This is a genomic window from Agrobacterium pusense (assembly GCF_013285525.1).
Taxonomy (GTDB): Bacteria; Pseudomonadota; Alphaproteobacteria; order Rhizobiales; family Rhizobiaceae; genus Agrobacterium; species Agrobacterium pusense.
The window spans coordinates 504,177-519,898 of the sequence record NZ_CP053856.1 but is presented as its reverse complement, the minus strand read 5'-3'; the positions used below and the strand labels follow the sequence as shown (position 1 = coordinate 519,898).

Here is a 15,722-nt window from a genome sequence, read left to right as displayed (position 1 = left end):
GCTCCGTCTTTTTGTTCTGATGCATTGCCGGATGAGGAACGCTGTGCGCGCGCAACCGGGCATGTGCGGGAAATCGGCCGGAGTGAATGCCTCTCCCTCAATGAGGTCAAGTTTTAATTGCCGCGATTTCTGATTTTGATGGAAAATAATAAAGCAGCGGCCCCGGCAGGATGTTTTATGAGGCGAAACAAAAGGTTGGTGAATAGATTCATCACAATAATTCATCGATTGAATGATGGCGGGGCGATTTCGCCCATGCGATGCTGACGATCTGACGGCAGTCCGCAGGAGAAAAATCATGGCATGGTCCGCACAGCAATATCTGAAATTCGAAGACGAGCGGACGCGCCCGGCGCGGGATCTCCTGGCCCAGGTGCCGCTGGAGCGGGTGCTGAACGGCTATGACCTCGGTTGCGGTCCCGGCAATTCCACCGAGCTTCTGACCGACCGTTACGGCGTCAATGTCATCACCGGTATTGATAGCGATGATGATATGCTGGCGAAGGCAGCAGACCGGCTGCCGACCACCCGCTTCGGCAAGGCCGACCTCGCGCATTGGAAACCGGCGCAGAAGGCGGACCTGCTTTACGCCAATGCCGTTTTCCAGTGGGTGCCGGATCATCTCGCCATTCTTTCGCAACTGATGGACCAGCTGGAAAGCGGCGGCGTTCTGGCCGTGCAGATGCCTGACAATCTGCAGGAGCCGACGCATATCGCGATGCATGAGACAGGTGACGAAGGCCCATGGAAGCAGACTTTTTCCGATGGCCGGTTGCGGCGCAAACCCCTGCCCGCACCTTCGGATTATTTCAATGCGCTTTCACCGAAATCCGTGCGGGTGGATGTGTGGCACACGATCTATAATCACCCGATGAAAGATGCGGATAGCATTGTCGAATGGGTGAAGGGCACGGGGCTGCGCCCCTATCTCGCCGCCGCCGGCGAGGAGAACCGCGAAGCCTTCCTCGCCGACTATACGCGGCGTATCAGGGAGGCCTATCCGCCGATGGCGGATGGCCGGTTGCTTCTGCGGTTTCCCCGCCTTTTTGTCGTGGCGGTCAAGACGTAGGGCATCAGATGCGACGTGCGATTGTCACACGCGGACGCCTCCCCACCGCCCTCATTCCTGTGCCTGTCCCAGGAATCCAGCCAACCCAAGTCCTTGGGCTGGCAGGGCTCTCCCCGCCGCGCAGACGCGCGTCGACTGGATCCCTGTGACAAGCACAGGGATGAGGAGAGTGCGGAGCAGGAGCGTGCGGAATACCGCGTGCATGGATGAGGATGGCTTTATTTGACCAACCCGGCCAAACCGCTTGTCATCAGCTCGCGAAGGCATAGACCCGGAGGCGATGGCTGTCCGGGTCGGCGGCCGTGAAGGTATAACCGAACTCCATTTTCGCTGGCTGCTGCAGCATGGCGACGCCTCTTGCCTTCCAGCTCGCGAAAGTCTCTTCCACCTGAAGGTCGTTTTCGACGCGGAAGGCGAGTTCGACGCCGCCGCCCGTAACGGATGCCTTCGGTTCCACCGTGTGCCGCGACCAGAGGCCGAGCTTCATGCCGTTGGCAAGGACGAAGAGGGAAAATGTCGGGGAGGCTTCGACGGGATCGACGCCCAGCAGGGCCTTGTAGAACTCGGTGCTGGCCGGCGGATTATCGACGTAAAGAATGGTGAAATCGGGGTGGGTCATGGTTGTTCTCCTGTGTTGCGGATGAACGGTTTCTAGACCCCGATGCTGTCAGTTTTTGTCAGCATGTTGCCGCCGCCGCTGTTTTTCCCGTTCGCGCCATTCTTTCAGCAGCACCTGGCGGCGGCGCGGATAACGGCCGTCGAGGGGACGAAAGCTTTCGATGCGGTCAGCCCGGAAACTGCGGTAGTCCTGCCGTGTCTCGCACCAGCCCAGCACCACCCGCACCAGATCGAAAAAAGCGAGTGCGAAAGGCCAGATAATCCGCTCCGTCACGTCCCCCTTTTCGTCGCGATAGGTGATGACGACCCTGCTTTCCCTGCGAATCGTATCGCGAATGGCCGCCAGATCGACATGGATGGCCGCAAGCCCCTGTCCCGGACCGACAAGCAGGGTGGAGTGATCGAGTTCCTCCCGCAGGGCTTCGGGCAGAACGGCGCCGATCTTGACGAGTGCGGCGCGCGCAGCCTCCGCCAGTCCGGCATCGGCGCGGCCCGCCACCCAGCGCGAGCCGAGCACCAGCGCCTCGATTTCGTGCTGGGAAAACATCAACGGCGGCAGCAGGAAACCGGGACGCAGCACATAACCCACGCCCGCTTCGCCCTCGATATCGGCGCCCTGCGCCTGAAGCGTTGCTATATCACGGTAGAGCGTGCGCAGGCTGACGCCGGTCTTAGCGGCAAGGGCTGCACCACTCACCGGCATGCGGTGGGAACGAAGAATCTGCAACAGATCAAGAAGCCGTTGTGAACGTGACACGCGACATTTCCTTCCACCCCGCACGGTCGGATCATCTACTGACGATGCCCGCGATAGACGCGTAGCGCTGCCAGCCGCCGTGCGCAACCACGCAAAAAAGGGTGGACAAGGCCGCCTAGCCAGCATGTAGATAGGATAGGGATTTTCACGCGCCCTCACCCGCCACAGGCATTTCGAGTTTCCACCATGATCGTTCGTCCAAAACCGAACCTGCTGCAGCTTTTCCTCATCGTGCGCGGCTCCATCATCGTCCGCATCTTTCCGCAGGTGCTTGCGGTTTTCCTGCTGTCGACGCTGGTGGTCTGGGCGCACAAGGATCGCCCGGATCTGGTGCCGGCGCTAAATGGAGCGCCGTTCTCGCTGCTCGGCATCGCGCTTTCGGTGTTTCTCGGTTTTCGCGCCAATGCCTGTTACGATCGCTGGTGGGAAGCCCGCAAGCAGTGGGGCGCGCTGATTACCGTGGCCCGCACGCTGGCACGCCAGACCGTGATGCTGGAAGGCCGGCAGCATGTGGCCGATCCCGTCACCCGCAGACGGATCACCGATCTTGTCATCGCCTTCTGTCACGCGCTGGTCTCACATCTGCGTCCGGCGAATGCGACGGTCGCCACCGACCTCATTCCGGAGAACCTTTCGCAGACCTATGCCCGCAGCCGCAACAGGCCGGACATGCTGCTGCGCGAAATCTCCGGCGCCATCGTCGCCGCTCATGGCAAAGGCCAGATCAGCGATATACAGTTGCAGATGCTGGATGCGACCGTGCAGCAGATGGGCGCCGCACAGGCTTCGTGCGAGCGCATTCGCCACACGCCGGTTCCTTTCGGTTATTCGCTGCTGCTGCACCGGACCGCGCATCTTTTCTGCCTTCTCCTGCCGTTCGGTTTCACCGATCTGCTCGGCTGGGCGACGCCTTTCACGAGTACGTTGATCGCCTATACGTTTTTCGGCCTCGATGCGCTGTCCGACGAGCTGGAGGACCCCTTCGGCACCGGCCTCAACGCGCTGCCGATCAATGCCCTTGCCACCACAATCGAGATCAATCTGCGCGAGGCGATCGGCGATACCGACCTGCCGGCCGATCCGCGTCCGGTGGATTACGTGCTGATGTGACTGGCGTCGCCGGGTTGAAACCGATCGTGCGGATACCAGTTAATGAAAGACGGCTTCCCTGCCCCCCGGCGTCCCGCGCCGGCCATGTTTCAGCAAACAGGAGAGACATCCCATGTATGACGTCAGCGCAAATGGCGCGAACATTCCCGCCCTCGGTTTCGGCACCTTCCGCATTCCGGAAGACGATGTCAGGCGCATTCTGCCGGAGGCGCTGAAGCTCGGTTTCCGCCATGTCGATACCGCGCAGATCTACAAAAACGAAGGGGCCGTGGGCGAAGTCATCGCCAAGTCGGGCATTTCCCGGCACGATATATTCCTGACCACCAAGGTCTGGGTGGACCGCTATCGCCACGACGATTTTCTCGCTTCCGTCGATGAGAGTCTTGCAAAGCTGAAGACCGACTATGTCGACCTTTTGCTGCTGCACTGGCCAAAGAGCGATGTGCCGCTTGCCGAGCGCATGGGCGCGCTGAACGCGGTGCGCAAGGCCGGAAAGGCGCGCAATATCGGCATTTCCAACTTTAACGTGGCGCTGACCGAAGAGGCGGTGAAACTGTCCGACACGCCGCTTGCCACCAACCAGATCGAATATCACCCCTATCTCGACCAAACGAAGGTGATTGCGGCTGCGCGCAAGCACGGCATGTCGGTGACAGCCTATTACCTGATGGCCGACGGCAAGGTGCCGAACGACCCTGTTCTGAAGGATATCGGCGCGAGGCATGGCAAAACCGCCGCGCAGGTAACCCTTCGCTGGGCGGTACAACAGCCGGATATCGTGGCGCTTTCCAAGACGGCGACGGAAAGCCGCCTCAAGGAGAATTTCGATATTTTCGATTTTGCGCTCTCGGAAGAAGAAATGCAGGCAATCCATGCGCTGGCAAAGCCAAATGGCCGCATTGTCAGCCCCGGCCACCTCGCGCCCGACTGGGACAACTGAGGCGACGGGGCCTTGCGGTCCCGTCTTATCGCTCGGTCAAGGCCAGCTTCGCCCCCAGCGCCACGAATGCGGCGGCGAAGCTGCGTCTCAGCCAGACGAGGACCGCTGGGCGTGATATCACCTGACGCCTTACGGAGGCGGCAAAGCTGCCATAAAGCGCAAAGACCAGAAAGGTCATGGCCATGAAGATCAGGCCGAGATCGACCATGCGCCATGTCGGCAAAGCTTCATCCGGCGCGATGAACTGCGGCAGGAAGGCAAAAAAGAAGATCGACAGTTTAGGGTTCAGCAAATTGATGAGGATCGCCTCACCGATGACGCGGGCGGCTTTTTGCGGCTGCCTCGTCTCATCGATCTTCAGCGCGCCATTCTCCTGCAGCGTGTTCCACGCCATGTAGAGCAGATAGGCGACCCCCAGATATTTGACCACGCTAAAGGCCAGCGCACTGGTGTGCAGGATGGCGGCAAGACCGGTGATGGCGGCGAGCAGATGCGGCACGATACCGAGCGTGCAGCCGAAGGCCGCAATGACGCTCGCCCGCGCCCCCTGCGAAAGGCCGGCAGCCAGCGTGTATACCACGCCGGTGCCCGGAGAGGCGGCGACGATGAAGGATGTGATGAGGAATTCAGGTGTCATGATGCGGTGTCCTGTGGGTGAAGGGCAGGAGCATGAGGGTGCGTGGGATCGTTGTCTTGGATGAAATTGCAGGGCCAAATCCGCACACCGTCACCCCGGCCCCCGAGCCGGGGTCCAGCGTGGTCAAGTCCTTGACCACGAAAGACTTCTTTCACGGCGCAGACGCGCCATGGCTGGATGCCGGATCTAGTCCGGCATGACGGAAGAGAGCGACGATCCGCCGCCCGTCGCCGCCCGGTAAACCGCCGGCGTCACCCCGAACTGGCGCACGAAAACCCGGTTCAGATGGCTCTGGTCGGCAAAACCGGCAAGGAAGGCAACCTCGGCCGGCGGCTTACCTCCGGCCAGCGCGTGCCGGGCCAGATGGACGCGCCGCTGGAGAAGATAGCTGTGCGGCGTCAGGCCGGTTGCTTTTGCGAAGGCGCGCAGGAAACGGAATTGGCTCATGCCGGCTTCCGCGGCCAGATCGGCAAGGCGGAACGGGTGGGCAGGGTCGTCATCGATGCTGCTTTTCGCGCGCCTGATGGTGTCGGGCGAGGTCACCACGGGCGGTTTAGCCTCCGTCTCCATCGCAGCCGCCAGAAGCATCAGCAAGGTCTCGTCGCTGTGCAGGGTTTCGCCCGGTCGTTCCTTCGCAGTGACGGCGGAAAAGACAGCGTTGAACCGCTCCGCCAAAGGCCTTGCATCAACAGGATAGGCGAATTCGAAAAAGCCGCGATCCTTCTCACAGACATCGGCAATGACATCGCGCACGATATCGACGCCGAGATAGAGCATCCGCCAGGCGCGGCCGCCCTCCCCGAGCGGGATACCGTCATGTATCTCGCCGGGATTGACGGTGATGACCTGACCGGCGGCCGCTTCCACCATGCCACGGCCGGAAAGGGATTTCTGCGCGCCGCGTTCGATGACGCCGATACCGAATTGATCATGCATATGGCGTGGGAAAGAACGATCGCTATCCGCCACTACGGCGACGACACCGGGCATGCTGGTTTTCGGCATCAGGAACCGGCCTTGGGCCATGAAAGCACGCACTCCTCAGATAGGAGCGCGACGCTATCACAGGATGCCCCCATGCGACAGACGCTGCCGCTCAAGGATGCATATGGTTGATCATGGCGAAGACCTGATCGAAATTTCCGTTCTGCGCGGCAAACCGCAGCGGCTTGCAGCGTTCCACCACCACTTCCTTCTCGTCCGGACGATTTTCGAGGATATCCATGACCTCGGCAATGAAGGCATCAAGCGGCATGGCTCTTTCATCCTTCGCCTGCCCCTCACCCATCAGCGTCGTCTGCACGTAAGGCGGCACGATTTCGATGACTTCCACCGGCGTCTCTTCAAGCTGCTCGCGCAGAGCGACCGAATAGGCATGAATGGCGGATTTGGTGGCGCTGTAGGTGGGGGTCAGCACCATCGGCACGAAGGCGAGGCCGGAGGAGACCGTCAGCACCGTCGCGGCGGGTTGCTTGAGGAAATGCGGCAAAAGCGCCGCCGTCAGGCGGATGGGTGCAAGAAGATTGGTGGCGATGGTTTCTTCGGCCGTGTCCAGATAATCCGGGGCTGCGGCGATGTCTTCCGGCCGCATGATGCCAGCATTGTTGATGACGGCGTTGAGAGTGGGATGGGCCTTTACGACAGCCTCTGCGAAAGCGCGGATGCCTGCCGCGTCCGTCGCATCCATCACCATCGAGGCCATGCCGGGATTGGCGGCCGTCACCTCGTCGAGCACGGCCTTGCGCCGGCCGGAAATGATGACCCTGTTGCCGGCCTTGTGAAAGGCCTCCGCCAGAGCACGACCGATGCCGGAACCGCCGCCGGTGATGAGAATGGTATTGCCAGAGATTTTCATGGGAACATCCTTTGCTTGTTGGCTGAAAGGAAGTTAGCTATGATACTCTCCAATCGAAAGTAGGCACCCAAAAGATTTATACTTACCAAATGGAGAGTGCAAGATGAAGCGGCATGCAGCCGACCCGGCCATCGAGAACCGGCGCAAGGTTCCGCCACCCACGGATACAGATCCGGCAATAGAGGCGCTGGTTCAGGACATCATTGCCAAGGTGGCCGACAAATGGACGATGCTCATTCTCGAAGTGCTGGAAGAGCACGGCACGCTGCGCTTTACGCAGATTGGCAAACATGTGGGCAATATCAGCCAGAAGATGCTGACGAAGACGCTGCGGCAGATGGAAAGCGACGGGCTGGTGCGCCGCACGGTGCATCCCGTCATTCCCCCACATGTGGATTATGGCCTGACGAACCTTGGCCGCACGCTGGGCAGCGCTTTTTGCGGGGTGTGGATATGGGCGGAAACGCACCATGCCGAAATAGAAGAGGCGCGGCGCCTGTTCAAAGAACAGCCGCCACGCCCCGCGATGGAATAGTCCGGCTCAGGCGAACTGGCTGAGGCCCGGGACCGAGGCGATCACCTGATCGACGGTTTCATCGCCGGCATGCTGGCGGGCAGCGGCGATGGTTTCCTTGGCGAGGGTGGAAATCTCGCTCATGCCAAGGCCCTGGCTCATCAGCTGCTGGCCAAGCCCCATGATGCCGCCGCCGCCGATGGCGCTCATCAGGCCACCGAGCAGACCGCCGCCGCCGGCACCTTCGCCATTATACTGCGCCACCAGATCGCTCGCGCCGGGAATGGCTTCGATCATCCGCGCGATCGGGCCGTCTGCAGCCTCGCGCTGGAGAAAACCGAGAATCATGCCAATGGCCTTTTCAGCCAGTTCAGGGTCGATCCCCGCCTTTGCGGCGATCTGATCCACGACTTCGTTCATTCTTGCCTCCTGTTGAAAAACGACGTCAACTTCTGCGAACTGACGTTAACGTCAACGTAAAACAATCTCATGTGGCATTCAAGCGGCCATGAGCGGTGCGGCAACTTTCATCAAGCGCTTTTTCTTCATCGCCATCAAGCAGTTGTTGCGCCTTGAAACTGTCCTTATAAGATCATCGCAACCAAACTATGAAAGGGCTGCTCCCTGCCGGAGTCTCCCTATCATGCCGGAACACTTTTAATTCGGACATGACTTTTGCAAAATCCGCCGCGATTTTAGGGGTCGTGTTTCAGCCGCAGGAGAAATTGGTCGATGTTGCAGGACGGACAGCTCTATATCGGCACCAGCCGCAATCCGGATGACAGCCTGAACAAGGGCGAATATCTGGAACTGAAATTCGGCAACCGCCACGGCCTCATCACCGGCGCGACAGGCACGGGCAAGACCGTGACGCTGCAGGTTCTGGCAGAAGGTTTTTCGAAGGCCGGCGTGCCGGTCTTCTGCGCCGATATCAAGGGTGACCTTTCCGGAATCGCGGCGGAAGGCGAAGCGAAGGACTGGGTCCAGAAGCGCGCCGAACAGATCGGCTTCACCGATTTTTCCTACGGCAAGTCGCCTGTCATCTTCTGGGATCTCTATGGCGAAAAAGGCCATCGCGTGCGTGCCACCATCGCCGAAATGGGGCCGCTGCTGCTCGCCCGGCTGATGGATGCTTCCGAGGCGCAGGAAGGCGTTCTCAACATCGCCTTCAAGATCGCCGATCAGGGCGGGCTGCCGCTGCTCGATCTGAAAGACCTGCAATCGCTCCTCAACTATATGGGCGAAAACGCAACGGAACTCTCCAACCAGTTCGGGCTGATTTCCAAGGCTTCGGTCGGTTCGCTGCAGCGCGGGCTGCTGGTTCTCGAACAGCAGGGCGCTGCCAATTTCTTCGGCGAACCGGCGTTGAAGATCGCCGACATCATGCGTGTGGGCACGGATGGGCGCGGCACGGTTTCGGTTCTCGCCGCCGACAAGCTGATGATGAACCCGCGCCTTTACGCCACCTTCCTGCTCTGGATGCTCTCCGAACTCTTCGAAGAGCTTCCCGAGGTCGGCGATCCGGAAAAGCCGCGTCTGGTGTTCTTCTTCGATGAAGCGCATCTGCTGTTCAACGATGCGCCGCGCGTGCTGGTGGAGCGTGTGGAGCAGGTCGTGCGCCTCATCCGCTCCAAGGGCGTTGGCGTTTATTTCGTGACGCAGAACCCGCTCGACGTGCCGGAGACCGTGCTTGCCCAGCTCGGCAACCGCGTGCAGCATGCGCTGCGCGCCTATACGCCGCGCGAACAGAAAGCCGTGCGCACGGCAGCCGATACGTTTCGACAGAACCCGGCCTTCAACACGGCAGATACCATCACCACGCTCGGCACGGGTGAAGCGCTGATTTCCACCCTGCACGACAAGGGTGCGCCCTCCATCGTCGAGCGCACGCTCGTCAGGCCACCATCCGGCCGCGTCGGACCGCTGACTGATGCGGAACGCAAATCGCTGATCGATCTCAGCCCCGTCTCCGGCCAATACGACAAGGATATAGACCGGGAATCGGCTTTCGAGATTCTTGCCGCCCGTGCCCAGAAGGCGGCGGAGGCCGAGGCTGCGAAGCGTGCTGAAGAAGAAAATGCCCAAAACCAGTCCGACAACGCCTCCGGCCGCTGGCGCCTGCCCGGCTTCGGTGATGACGAACCTGCGCAAAATTCCAGCGGCTCACGCAACGGCGGCACGCGCCGTTCCGGCTACCAGCGCGAAACGGTGATCGAGGCCGCGATGAAAAGTGCTGCCCGTTCGGTCGCGACTTCTGTAGGCCGCGCCATCGTGCGCGGGATTTTGGGTAGTTTGAAGCGATAGCAACAAGCGCGCCGCCCGCTCTCGATGGAGCGGGCGGCGCTTGATTGGCGTGGTTATCACTTCTCGCGATAAAAGATCATGCCGCCGTGGTAGAGAATGTCGTCCACGAATTCGCCGTCGGCCGTAAAGCCGGTGTCGTCCCAATAGTCGATGTGGTTTCCCTTCACCTCATAACGTCCCTGATAGGCGCTCTTGCGGTTACCCCGCGCCTCGTCGTAGCGGCCACTGGGCAGAAGTTCCTGACGAACGTGGCCATCGCCGGTGACCCACATGCCGACATACGGATGGTTCTGGATCTCCGCGTTTTCGGTCATGTTCACTTCCGTGGCGTTGCTAGATTTGCGGTTCTCCCCTTCGGCGGAAGCCGCCGCAAGCAGAAGCGCAACCGATGTCGATACGATGTTCATTGTCTCTCCACTCCCGTTGCGGCATTGGCGCGGCGTTCCTCGAACAGTTCCGCAAGCGTGCGTGATGCGGCGATGGCTTTTGGGAAACCGGCCGGGACGGTGATGAGATAGATCATCTCCTTCAGTTCCTCGTCGGTTGCGCCCACATTCAGCGCATAACCGGCATGGACTTTCATCAGATCGCGCTCGCCAAGGGCCGCCATGACAGCGACGGCGGCCAGCTGGCGGGTGCGGTTGTCCAGACCCGGCCGCGACCAGACCTCACCCAGGGCATATCCCTCCGTTGCCTGCGCCAGGAACGGAAACTCCTGCCGCATGCGTTCCAGATTGGCTTGCGGCTGGCCATTATTGAGACTGCGGACGACATCATCGCCGCGTTTCAACCGGTCATCCGGATGCTGCGTATTTGCGAGCGCGACGGCATTTCCCGCGAGCATTGCAATCGCAAATGCACTTGAAAAAATGGCTTTCATCTCAATCTCCTCAGGCAGCGGTTGGGCGGACGACGATTTCGTTGACGTCCACATCGTCAGGCTGTTCGATGGCGTAGCGCACCGCGCGGCCGATCGCGTCCGGCTTCAAGGCGATGGCCCTGTAGCTCTGCATCAGTTCGGCGGCGGCCGGGTCGGTGATGGTATGGGCGAGTTCGCTTTCCACCACGCCGGGGTGAATGCAGGTGACGCGCAGGTCGCGGTTTTCCTGACGCAGCCCGTCCGAAATCGCCCTCACGGCAAATTTCGTCGCGCAATAAACGGCCGCCGTCGGAGAAACGGCGAGTGCACCGATGGAGGCGATGTTGATGATGTGGCCGGAGGCACGTGCGGTCATCTCGGGCAGAACGGCCGCGACGCCATAAAGCACGCCCTTGATGTTGACGTCGATCATGCGGTCCCATTCATCGACCTTGAGCGACGACATCAGCGACAGCGGCATGATGCCGGCATTGTTGACGATGACGTCGATCTCACCGAAAGCCTTGCGGCCTGCCTCTGCGAAGGCTTCGACGCTGTGCCTGTCGGTCACGTCGAGCGGATGGACGACGACGTCGGCGCCCGTGCGGCGCAGTTCTTCGGCCAGCGCCTCAAGGCGATCCAGCCGGCGCGCCCCGAGCACCAGTTTTGCGCCGGCGGCGGCCAGCTCTCGCGCAATGCCTTCACCGATCCCGCTCGATGCACCCGTGATGAGAACAACTTTGTTCAATGTCATGGCTATCTCCTTGCTGTTACGGTCGGCTTTTTCGAAATCGACCGTTGCAGGGAAGATAGCGCTCAGGCATTGTCGCGATAACCGCCTTAATAGTTACCTCAATGGATAGAATTTCTAACCAATGAACATTGATCTCAATGCTGTTTCGACGTTCTGCCTTGTTGCCGAGGAACGGAATTTTCGCGCCGTCGCGGACAGGCTGGGCGTCACCCGCTCCGCCGTCAGCCAGACCATCCGCAAGCTTGAGGAGACAATGGGAATTGCGCTGGTCCAACGAACCACCCGCAGCGTGAGCCTGACGGAAGCGGGGCAGCAGCTTTACGCTGATGTCTCGTCTTCCATAGGCGCGATCTCGCAGGCGGCGCAGGCGGCCTCATCGCTTGGCGGCACGGTGCGCGGTCAGCTTCGGCTGGCGGTGTCGTCCATTGCAGAACGTTTCTTGTCGGGACCTCTGCTCGCAAGCTTTGCCGAGGCACATCCCGAAGTGCAGCTCGACATCGTCGTGACGGATGAAGAATTCGATATTGTCGCCGAGCATTACGATGCCGGCGTGCGTTTGGGAGAGCTTATCGAACAGGATATGATTGCCGTTCCGGTATCAGTTCCCCAGCGGCAGCTTGCCGTCTGTTCTCCTTCCTACCGGGACCGATTCGGCCTGCCCGGCCAGCCACGCGAGCTGATCGAGCACAGGTGTATCGGCTGGCGGCCTCGTCCGCGTATTGCGCCATACAGATGGGAATTTGCCGAAAGCGGCCGGGAGTTTGCGGTGGCGGTGGAGCCTGCTTTCACCACCAACGACATGCAGCTGATGATCAAGCTCGCCTGTGCCGGTGCAGGCATTACCTTTGGCATGGAAGAGACATTCCGGCCCTATCTGGAGCGCGGAGAGCTTGTTTCCATGTTGGAACACTATTCGCCCAGCTTCGCAGGGTTTTATCTCTATTATCCCAGCCGTCGCAACCTTGCGCCGAAGCTGCGGGCCTTTATCGATCATGTTCGCCTGTCGAGAGAGCGATGATCTGCCGGACGTTGCCCCGGCAGATCATCAGCAACAGACTTATTTCTTCTGCGAGACCAGCGAGAAATAGGCGCCCTGCGGATCGACGCAGTTAACGATCCAGCTGTCGCCGGGCACTTCCATCGGGCCGTTGACGACCTGTCCGCCGCCGGTGCTGACGCGAGTGATGGCGTCATCGATGCCATCCACATTGAAGTAATAACCCCAATGGCAGACGGGAACCTGCGGCATGCGTTTCATGATGCCGCCAACGGCTTTGCCGTTATGGGCGAAGATGCGGTACGGGCCCATTTCGCCCATGTCGAAATCATGGTCCTTGGTCCAGCCGAAGACATCGCCGTAGAAGGCCATCGCTTCATCTACATTGTCGGTGAAAAGTTCGTACCAGCCGACATGGCCCTGTTTCGCCTGCATATCTTCAGGGAAACCGCCGGTTTCCATTGGCTGCGGCGTCATGATGCAGAGCACGGCGCCATAGGGATCGGCCACCACGGCAAAGCGGCCGATTTCCGGGATATCCTGCGGCGGACGTCGGATCGCGCCACCTTTTTCGGCAAAACGTTTTGCCGTCGCGTCCACATCGTCGACATCGACATAGGCCGTCCAGTTCGGCGGAATGTCCTGGCCCTTGTGCTCGTCGGTCAGTTCCATGACGCCGCCCATGCCCTTGCCGTCGGCTTCCAGCACGAGATAGGGCATTTCCGGCGAGCCGAAATCCTTGGTCTGCCAGCCAACGACATGACCATAAAAGCGGGCGGCCGCTTCCATGTCGGGTGTCATCAGCTCGACCCAGATGAATTTTCCATGCGTATCGGACATTGTCGTCTCCTATGGGGGGTTTGGCGGGTGTTTCGGCAAGCGCCCGCCGCAGGGCGCGGCGGCACGTTCGTTCAGATCAAGTCCGGGCGAGCTTTACGACTTGCGCCGGAACTCCGATGTCATGAAGGTCTTGAATGTGCCGTCCGGCTGCCTGACGCTGCCGGAGAAACTGCGGTGATTGTCATCATGCAGCACCAGCACGTCGTGATAGGTCGCGGTGCCGCCGGAACCGTCGAAAGCGGGGCCTTCCGCTTCCAGCGTCAGGGTCTTGCCGTCCTCTTCCAGCCAGCCCTTGTAGACCCAGAGATGCGTCATCATCGACCCTACCCAGGTGCCGACAAAATTGCCCTTGGCCGGATCGAACCCGACCGTTATGACGGCCGTCATCCGGTCGCCGTCAGGCATCCTGCCGGTGCCTTCGCCGATGACCCACAACCCGCCGATGGAGCGGACGGTCTCCGTAAAACGCTGGTCCGGATCATCAGGATCGTATCCTTCATGGCCGGCAACCATTACCCAGTCGCCGACGAGCCTAGACAGGAATTCGTGTTCCTTCTGCGGCTTGACGCTTTCCATTTCCATTGTCGTCTCCTCCTCTCGTCTTGCCGTTTTCAGTGGCAGCAGGATGCGGCTTTCGGCGCGTCCTCATATTGGTCGTGGCGGCGCACCCAATCCATTACACCCTCTTCATTACGGCCTTTTGGCACCAGATCGAGCAGCATCAATGTGCCGAGCGTCTGCTCCGCGCCGCGGGCATAAGTGGAATAGGTGTGATAGATCTTGCCGTCCTCGCCCCTGGCGAAAACGCTGATGCCGTGCAGGTCCTTCAGGTCGCCATAGGGCGCCATGTCACGGTAATTGTAGGTGATTTCGCCGCTTGCCATATCCTCGTCGCGAAACGAGGCCTGATAATCGTAATTGAAATCCGTGCCTGCGGCTGAAACCCAGGGGAATTTCCAACCCATGCGGTTTCTGTAGCTTTCGATCTTTTCAAGCGGTGCCCGCGACACCGCGACGAAGCCAGCATCGCCATGCTTGAGATGGATCAGCGCGCCATCGACGTGATCGGCGAAGAAGGAGCAGCCAACGCAGCCCTCCTCCCAGTCCGGCGCCAGCATGAAGTGGTAGACGATCAGCTGACTGCAATCACCGAACAGCTCCTGCAGCGATTTGGGGCCGTAGGGCGCGTCGAAGATATAATCCTTCGTCACCTCCTCCCACGGCAATGCGCGACGGGCTTCGTTCAGCCTGTCACGAGCACGGGTCAATTCCTTTTCCTTCACCAGCAGATCGCGGCGGGCCGCAAGCCACTCCTCTTTCGAAACGACGGGATGAGACATGATCTTTCCTCCTTGGATCCGTCCTTCACCTCGGCGCCGCTCCGTCCCAACGGCCGGCACCGCCTATTTCTGTGCTGAAAGGCAACAAACAGTCTGCAGAGCACCAAGTTCCGCTTGACTAATTAGGTTGATATCAACATATTTAGCGCATGTCAAACGTCAGCGTGATTCCTTTTGCGACAACCATTCTCGTGCGTGATTCCTGCCTGTGCCTGCATGCACAGCGTGCGGCACGGGCGCTGGCACGGCTGTTCGACAATGCGTTGAAGCCGGTGGGCATCAACAATGGTCAATTTTCGCTGCTGATGTCGCTGAACCGCCCGGAGCCGCCGCCGATGGGGCCGGTCGCCAATCTTCTGGCGATGGACCGCACGACGTTGACGGCGGCGCTGAAGCCGCTGGAGCGGCGCGGGCTGGTCAGCATCGAACAGGACCCGAAGGACAAGCGCGGCAAACGGCTGCGGCTGACGGCTGACGGGATGGCCGTACTCGCCGCCGCGTTTCCGATATGGGAGCAGACCCATGCGGAAATCGAAGCAAAGATTGGAAGCGGTGACCCTGAAAGACTGCGCCGCGACCTCATCGATCTTGGCTGACAGGGGCGGAGCGCCCCGGCAAGACTGTCATCCGGTTGTCGCGCCGGAGAGCGAAACTGAACGAAACGCAATCCAGGAGGAATGATCATGCGTGCAATCGTTTTTGTAAAAGCCACAAAAAGCAGCGAAGACGGCGTGATGCCGACGACGGAACTGATGGAGGCAATGGGGAAATTCAACGAAGAACTGGTCAATGCCGGCATCATGCAGTCCGGCGACGGCCTGCACCCCTCCTCCAAGGGTAAGCGCGTGATCTTCGACGGCGACAGCCGCACCGTGATCGACGGTCCCTTCCCGCACACCAACGAGTTGGTCGCCGGTTTCTGGATCTGGAACGTGAAGGACATGGACGAGGCGGTAGAATGGGTAAAACGCTGCCCGAACCCGATGTTGGAGCGCAGCGAAATCGAAATCCGCCCCATGTTTGAAATGGAAGACTTCGGCGACGCGGTGACACCTGAAATCGCCGCTCATGTCGAAGAACTGCGGGCGCGTGTCGGCAACCAATGACGCCAGCGGGCCGAACGAGCCC

The 15,722-nt window shown here is 60.3% G+C and carries 20 protein-coding genes; 8 read left to right on the top strand and 12 right to left on the bottom strand.

Translation table 11 applies throughout. The features are described 5' to 3' along the window. Positions 1 to 298: 298 nt before the first annotated feature. Positions 299 to 1,069 carry a trans-aconitate 2-methyltransferase gene (gene tam / locus HQN82_RS02500; protein ID WP_004440553.1) on the top strand — a complete coding sequence of 257 codons (771 nt, stop codon included), beginning with the start codon at positions 299 to 301 and terminating at the stop codon, positions 1,067 to 1,069. Positions 1,070 to 1,319: 250 nt separating this feature from the next. On the opposite strand, the gene HQN82_RS02495 is transcribed toward tam, so the two are convergent. Both HQN82_RS02495 and HQN82_RS02490 read right to left on the bottom strand, forming a co-directional pair. Then, complete coding sequence (locus tag HQN82_RS02495) at positions 1,320 to 1,688, bottom strand: VOC family protein (protein ID WP_004440552.1); 369 nt, start codon at positions 1,686 to 1,688, stop codon at positions 1,320 to 1,322. A gap of 48 nt (positions 1,689 to 1,736) precedes the next feature. Further along, on the bottom strand, positions 1,737 to 2,444 hold the full coding sequence (locus HQN82_RS02490; protein ID WP_173614509.1) for a helix-turn-helix transcriptional regulator: 708 nt from the start codon (positions 2,442 to 2,444) through the stop codon (positions 1,737 to 1,739). A gap of 186 nt (positions 2,445 to 2,630) precedes the next feature. Here HQN82_RS02490 and HQN82_RS02485 point away from each other — a divergent pair, with 186 nt between their 5' ends. Both HQN82_RS02485 and HQN82_RS02480 read left to right on the top strand, forming a co-directional pair. Next, complete coding sequence (locus HQN82_RS02485) at positions 2,631 to 3,554, top strand: bestrophin family protein (RefSeq protein ID WP_173614508.1); 924 nt, start codon at positions 2,631 to 2,633, stop codon at positions 3,552 to 3,554. 112 nt (positions 3,555 to 3,666) lie between these two features. Then, entirely contained in the window at positions 3,667 to 4,494 is an 828-nt protein-coding gene (locus tag HQN82_RS02480) for an aldo/keto reductase (protein WP_045532509.1), read from the top strand. 25 nt (positions 4,495 to 4,519) lie between these two features. On the opposite strand, the gene HQN82_RS02475 is transcribed toward HQN82_RS02480, so the two are convergent. The 3 genes from HQN82_RS02475 to HQN82_RS02465 form a co-directional block, all read right to left on the bottom strand. Continuing rightward, positions 4,520 to 5,131, bottom strand: a complete 612-nt coding sequence (locus HQN82_RS02475) for a LysE family translocator (protein WP_153776726.1) — start codon at positions 5,129 to 5,131, stop codon at positions 4,520 to 4,522. A gap of 186 nt (positions 5,132 to 5,317) precedes the next feature. After that, a complete protein-coding gene (locus HQN82_RS02470; protein WP_173614507.1) occupies positions 5,318 to 6,157 on the bottom strand; it encodes a helix-turn-helix transcriptional regulator in 840 nt (279 codons plus the stop codon). Positions 6,158 to 6,227: 70 nt separating this feature from the next. Beyond that, a complete protein-coding gene (locus HQN82_RS02465) occupies positions 6,228 to 6,986 on the bottom strand; it encodes an SDR family oxidoreductase (RefSeq protein WP_173614506.1) in 759 nt (252 codons plus the stop codon). A gap of 103 nt (positions 6,987 to 7,089) precedes the next feature. Here HQN82_RS02465 and HQN82_RS02460 point away from each other — a divergent pair, with 103 nt between their 5' ends. Beyond that, positions 7,090 to 7,521 (top strand): winged helix-turn-helix transcriptional regulator, encoded by a 432-nt coding sequence (locus tag HQN82_RS02460; protein ID WP_004440539.1) that lies wholly within the window; start codon positions 7,090 to 7,092, stop codon positions 7,519 to 7,521. A gap of 6 nt (positions 7,522 to 7,527) precedes the next feature. On the opposite strand, the gene HQN82_RS02455 is transcribed toward HQN82_RS02460, so the two are convergent. After that, a complete protein-coding gene (locus HQN82_RS02455; protein ID WP_004440538.1) occupies positions 7,528 to 7,920 on the bottom strand; it encodes a hypothetical protein in 393 nt (130 codons plus the stop codon). A gap of 312 nt (positions 7,921 to 8,232) precedes the next feature. Between HQN82_RS02455 and HQN82_RS02450 the strand changes: the two genes are divergently transcribed. Continuing rightward, positions 8,233 to 9,804 carry a helicase HerA-like C-terminal domain-containing protein gene (locus HQN82_RS02450; protein ID WP_006700030.1) on the top strand — a complete coding sequence of 524 codons (1,572 nt, stop codon included), beginning with the start codon at positions 8,233 to 8,235 and terminating at the stop codon, positions 9,802 to 9,804. A 56-nt stretch (positions 9,805 to 9,860) separates the two neighbouring features. Here HQN82_RS02450 and HQN82_RS02445 read toward each other — a convergent pair whose 3' ends face one another. Genes HQN82_RS02445 through HQN82_RS02435 form a run of 3 tightly spaced genes read right to left on the bottom strand, consistent with a single transcriptional unit; the run spans position 9,861 to position 11,417 of the window. Next, positions 9,861 to 10,211 (bottom strand): Atu4866 domain-containing protein, encoded by a 351-nt coding sequence (locus HQN82_RS02445; RefSeq protein ID WP_112765561.1) that lies wholly within the window; start codon positions 10,209 to 10,211, stop codon positions 9,861 to 9,863. Beyond that, positions 10,208 to 10,684, bottom strand: coding sequence for a carboxymuconolactone decarboxylase family protein (locus tag HQN82_RS02440; protein ID WP_006700028.1), 477 nt, complete (start codon positions 10,682 to 10,684; stop codon positions 10,208 to 10,210). The genes HQN82_RS02445 and HQN82_RS02440 overlap by 4 nt, the downstream gene beginning before the upstream one ends. 10 nt (positions 10,685 to 10,694) lie before the next feature. Then, positions 10,695 to 11,417 carry an SDR family oxidoreductase gene (locus tag HQN82_RS02435; RefSeq protein WP_112553439.1) on the bottom strand — a complete coding sequence of 241 codons (723 nt, stop codon included), beginning with the start codon at positions 11,415 to 11,417 and terminating at the stop codon, positions 10,695 to 10,697. A gap of 121 nt (positions 11,418 to 11,538) precedes the next feature. Here HQN82_RS02435 and HQN82_RS02430 point away from each other — a divergent pair, with 121 nt between their 5' ends. Further along, on the top strand, positions 11,539 to 12,435 hold the full coding sequence (locus tag HQN82_RS02430; RefSeq protein WP_107340985.1) for a LysR family transcriptional regulator: 897 nt from the start codon (positions 11,539 to 11,541) through the stop codon (positions 12,433 to 12,435). A 39-nt stretch (positions 12,436 to 12,474) separates the two neighbouring features. Here the strand turns inward: HQN82_RS02430 and HQN82_RS02425 are convergent, their stop codons facing one another. The 3 genes from HQN82_RS02425 to HQN82_RS02415 all read right to left on the bottom strand — a co-directional run bounded on the left by HQN82_RS02425 (position 12,475) and on the right by HQN82_RS02415 (position 14,594). Next, entirely contained in the window at positions 12,475 to 13,254 is a 780-nt protein-coding gene (locus HQN82_RS02425) for a VOC family protein (RefSeq protein ID WP_107340984.1), read from the bottom strand. A gap of 93 nt (positions 13,255 to 13,347) precedes the next feature. Beyond that, complete coding sequence (locus tag HQN82_RS02420) at positions 13,348 to 13,836, bottom strand: DUF1579 domain-containing protein (protein WP_004440527.1); 489 nt, start codon at positions 13,834 to 13,836, stop codon at positions 13,348 to 13,350. A 29-nt stretch (positions 13,837 to 13,865) separates the two neighbouring features. Beyond that, positions 13,866 to 14,594 carry a DUF899 domain-containing protein gene (locus HQN82_RS02415; RefSeq protein WP_173614505.1) on the bottom strand — a complete coding sequence of 243 codons (729 nt, stop codon included), beginning with the start codon at positions 14,592 to 14,594 and terminating at the stop codon, positions 13,866 to 13,868. Between the two features lie 149 nt (positions 14,595 to 14,743). On the opposite strand from HQN82_RS02415, the gene HQN82_RS02410 reads away from it, so the two are divergent. Next, positions 14,744 to 15,190: a MarR family winged helix-turn-helix transcriptional regulator gene (locus HQN82_RS02410; RefSeq protein WP_004440524.1), complete on the top strand. Its 447-nt coding sequence runs from the start codon at positions 14,744 to 14,746 to the stop codon at positions 15,188 to 15,190. 87 nt (positions 15,191 to 15,277) lie between these two features. Next, on the top strand, positions 15,278 to 15,700 hold the full coding sequence (locus tag HQN82_RS02405) for a YciI family protein (RefSeq protein ID WP_004440523.1): 423 nt from the start codon (positions 15,278 to 15,280) through the stop codon (positions 15,698 to 15,700). The last annotated feature ends 22 nt before the right edge of the window (positions 15,701 to 15,722 follow it).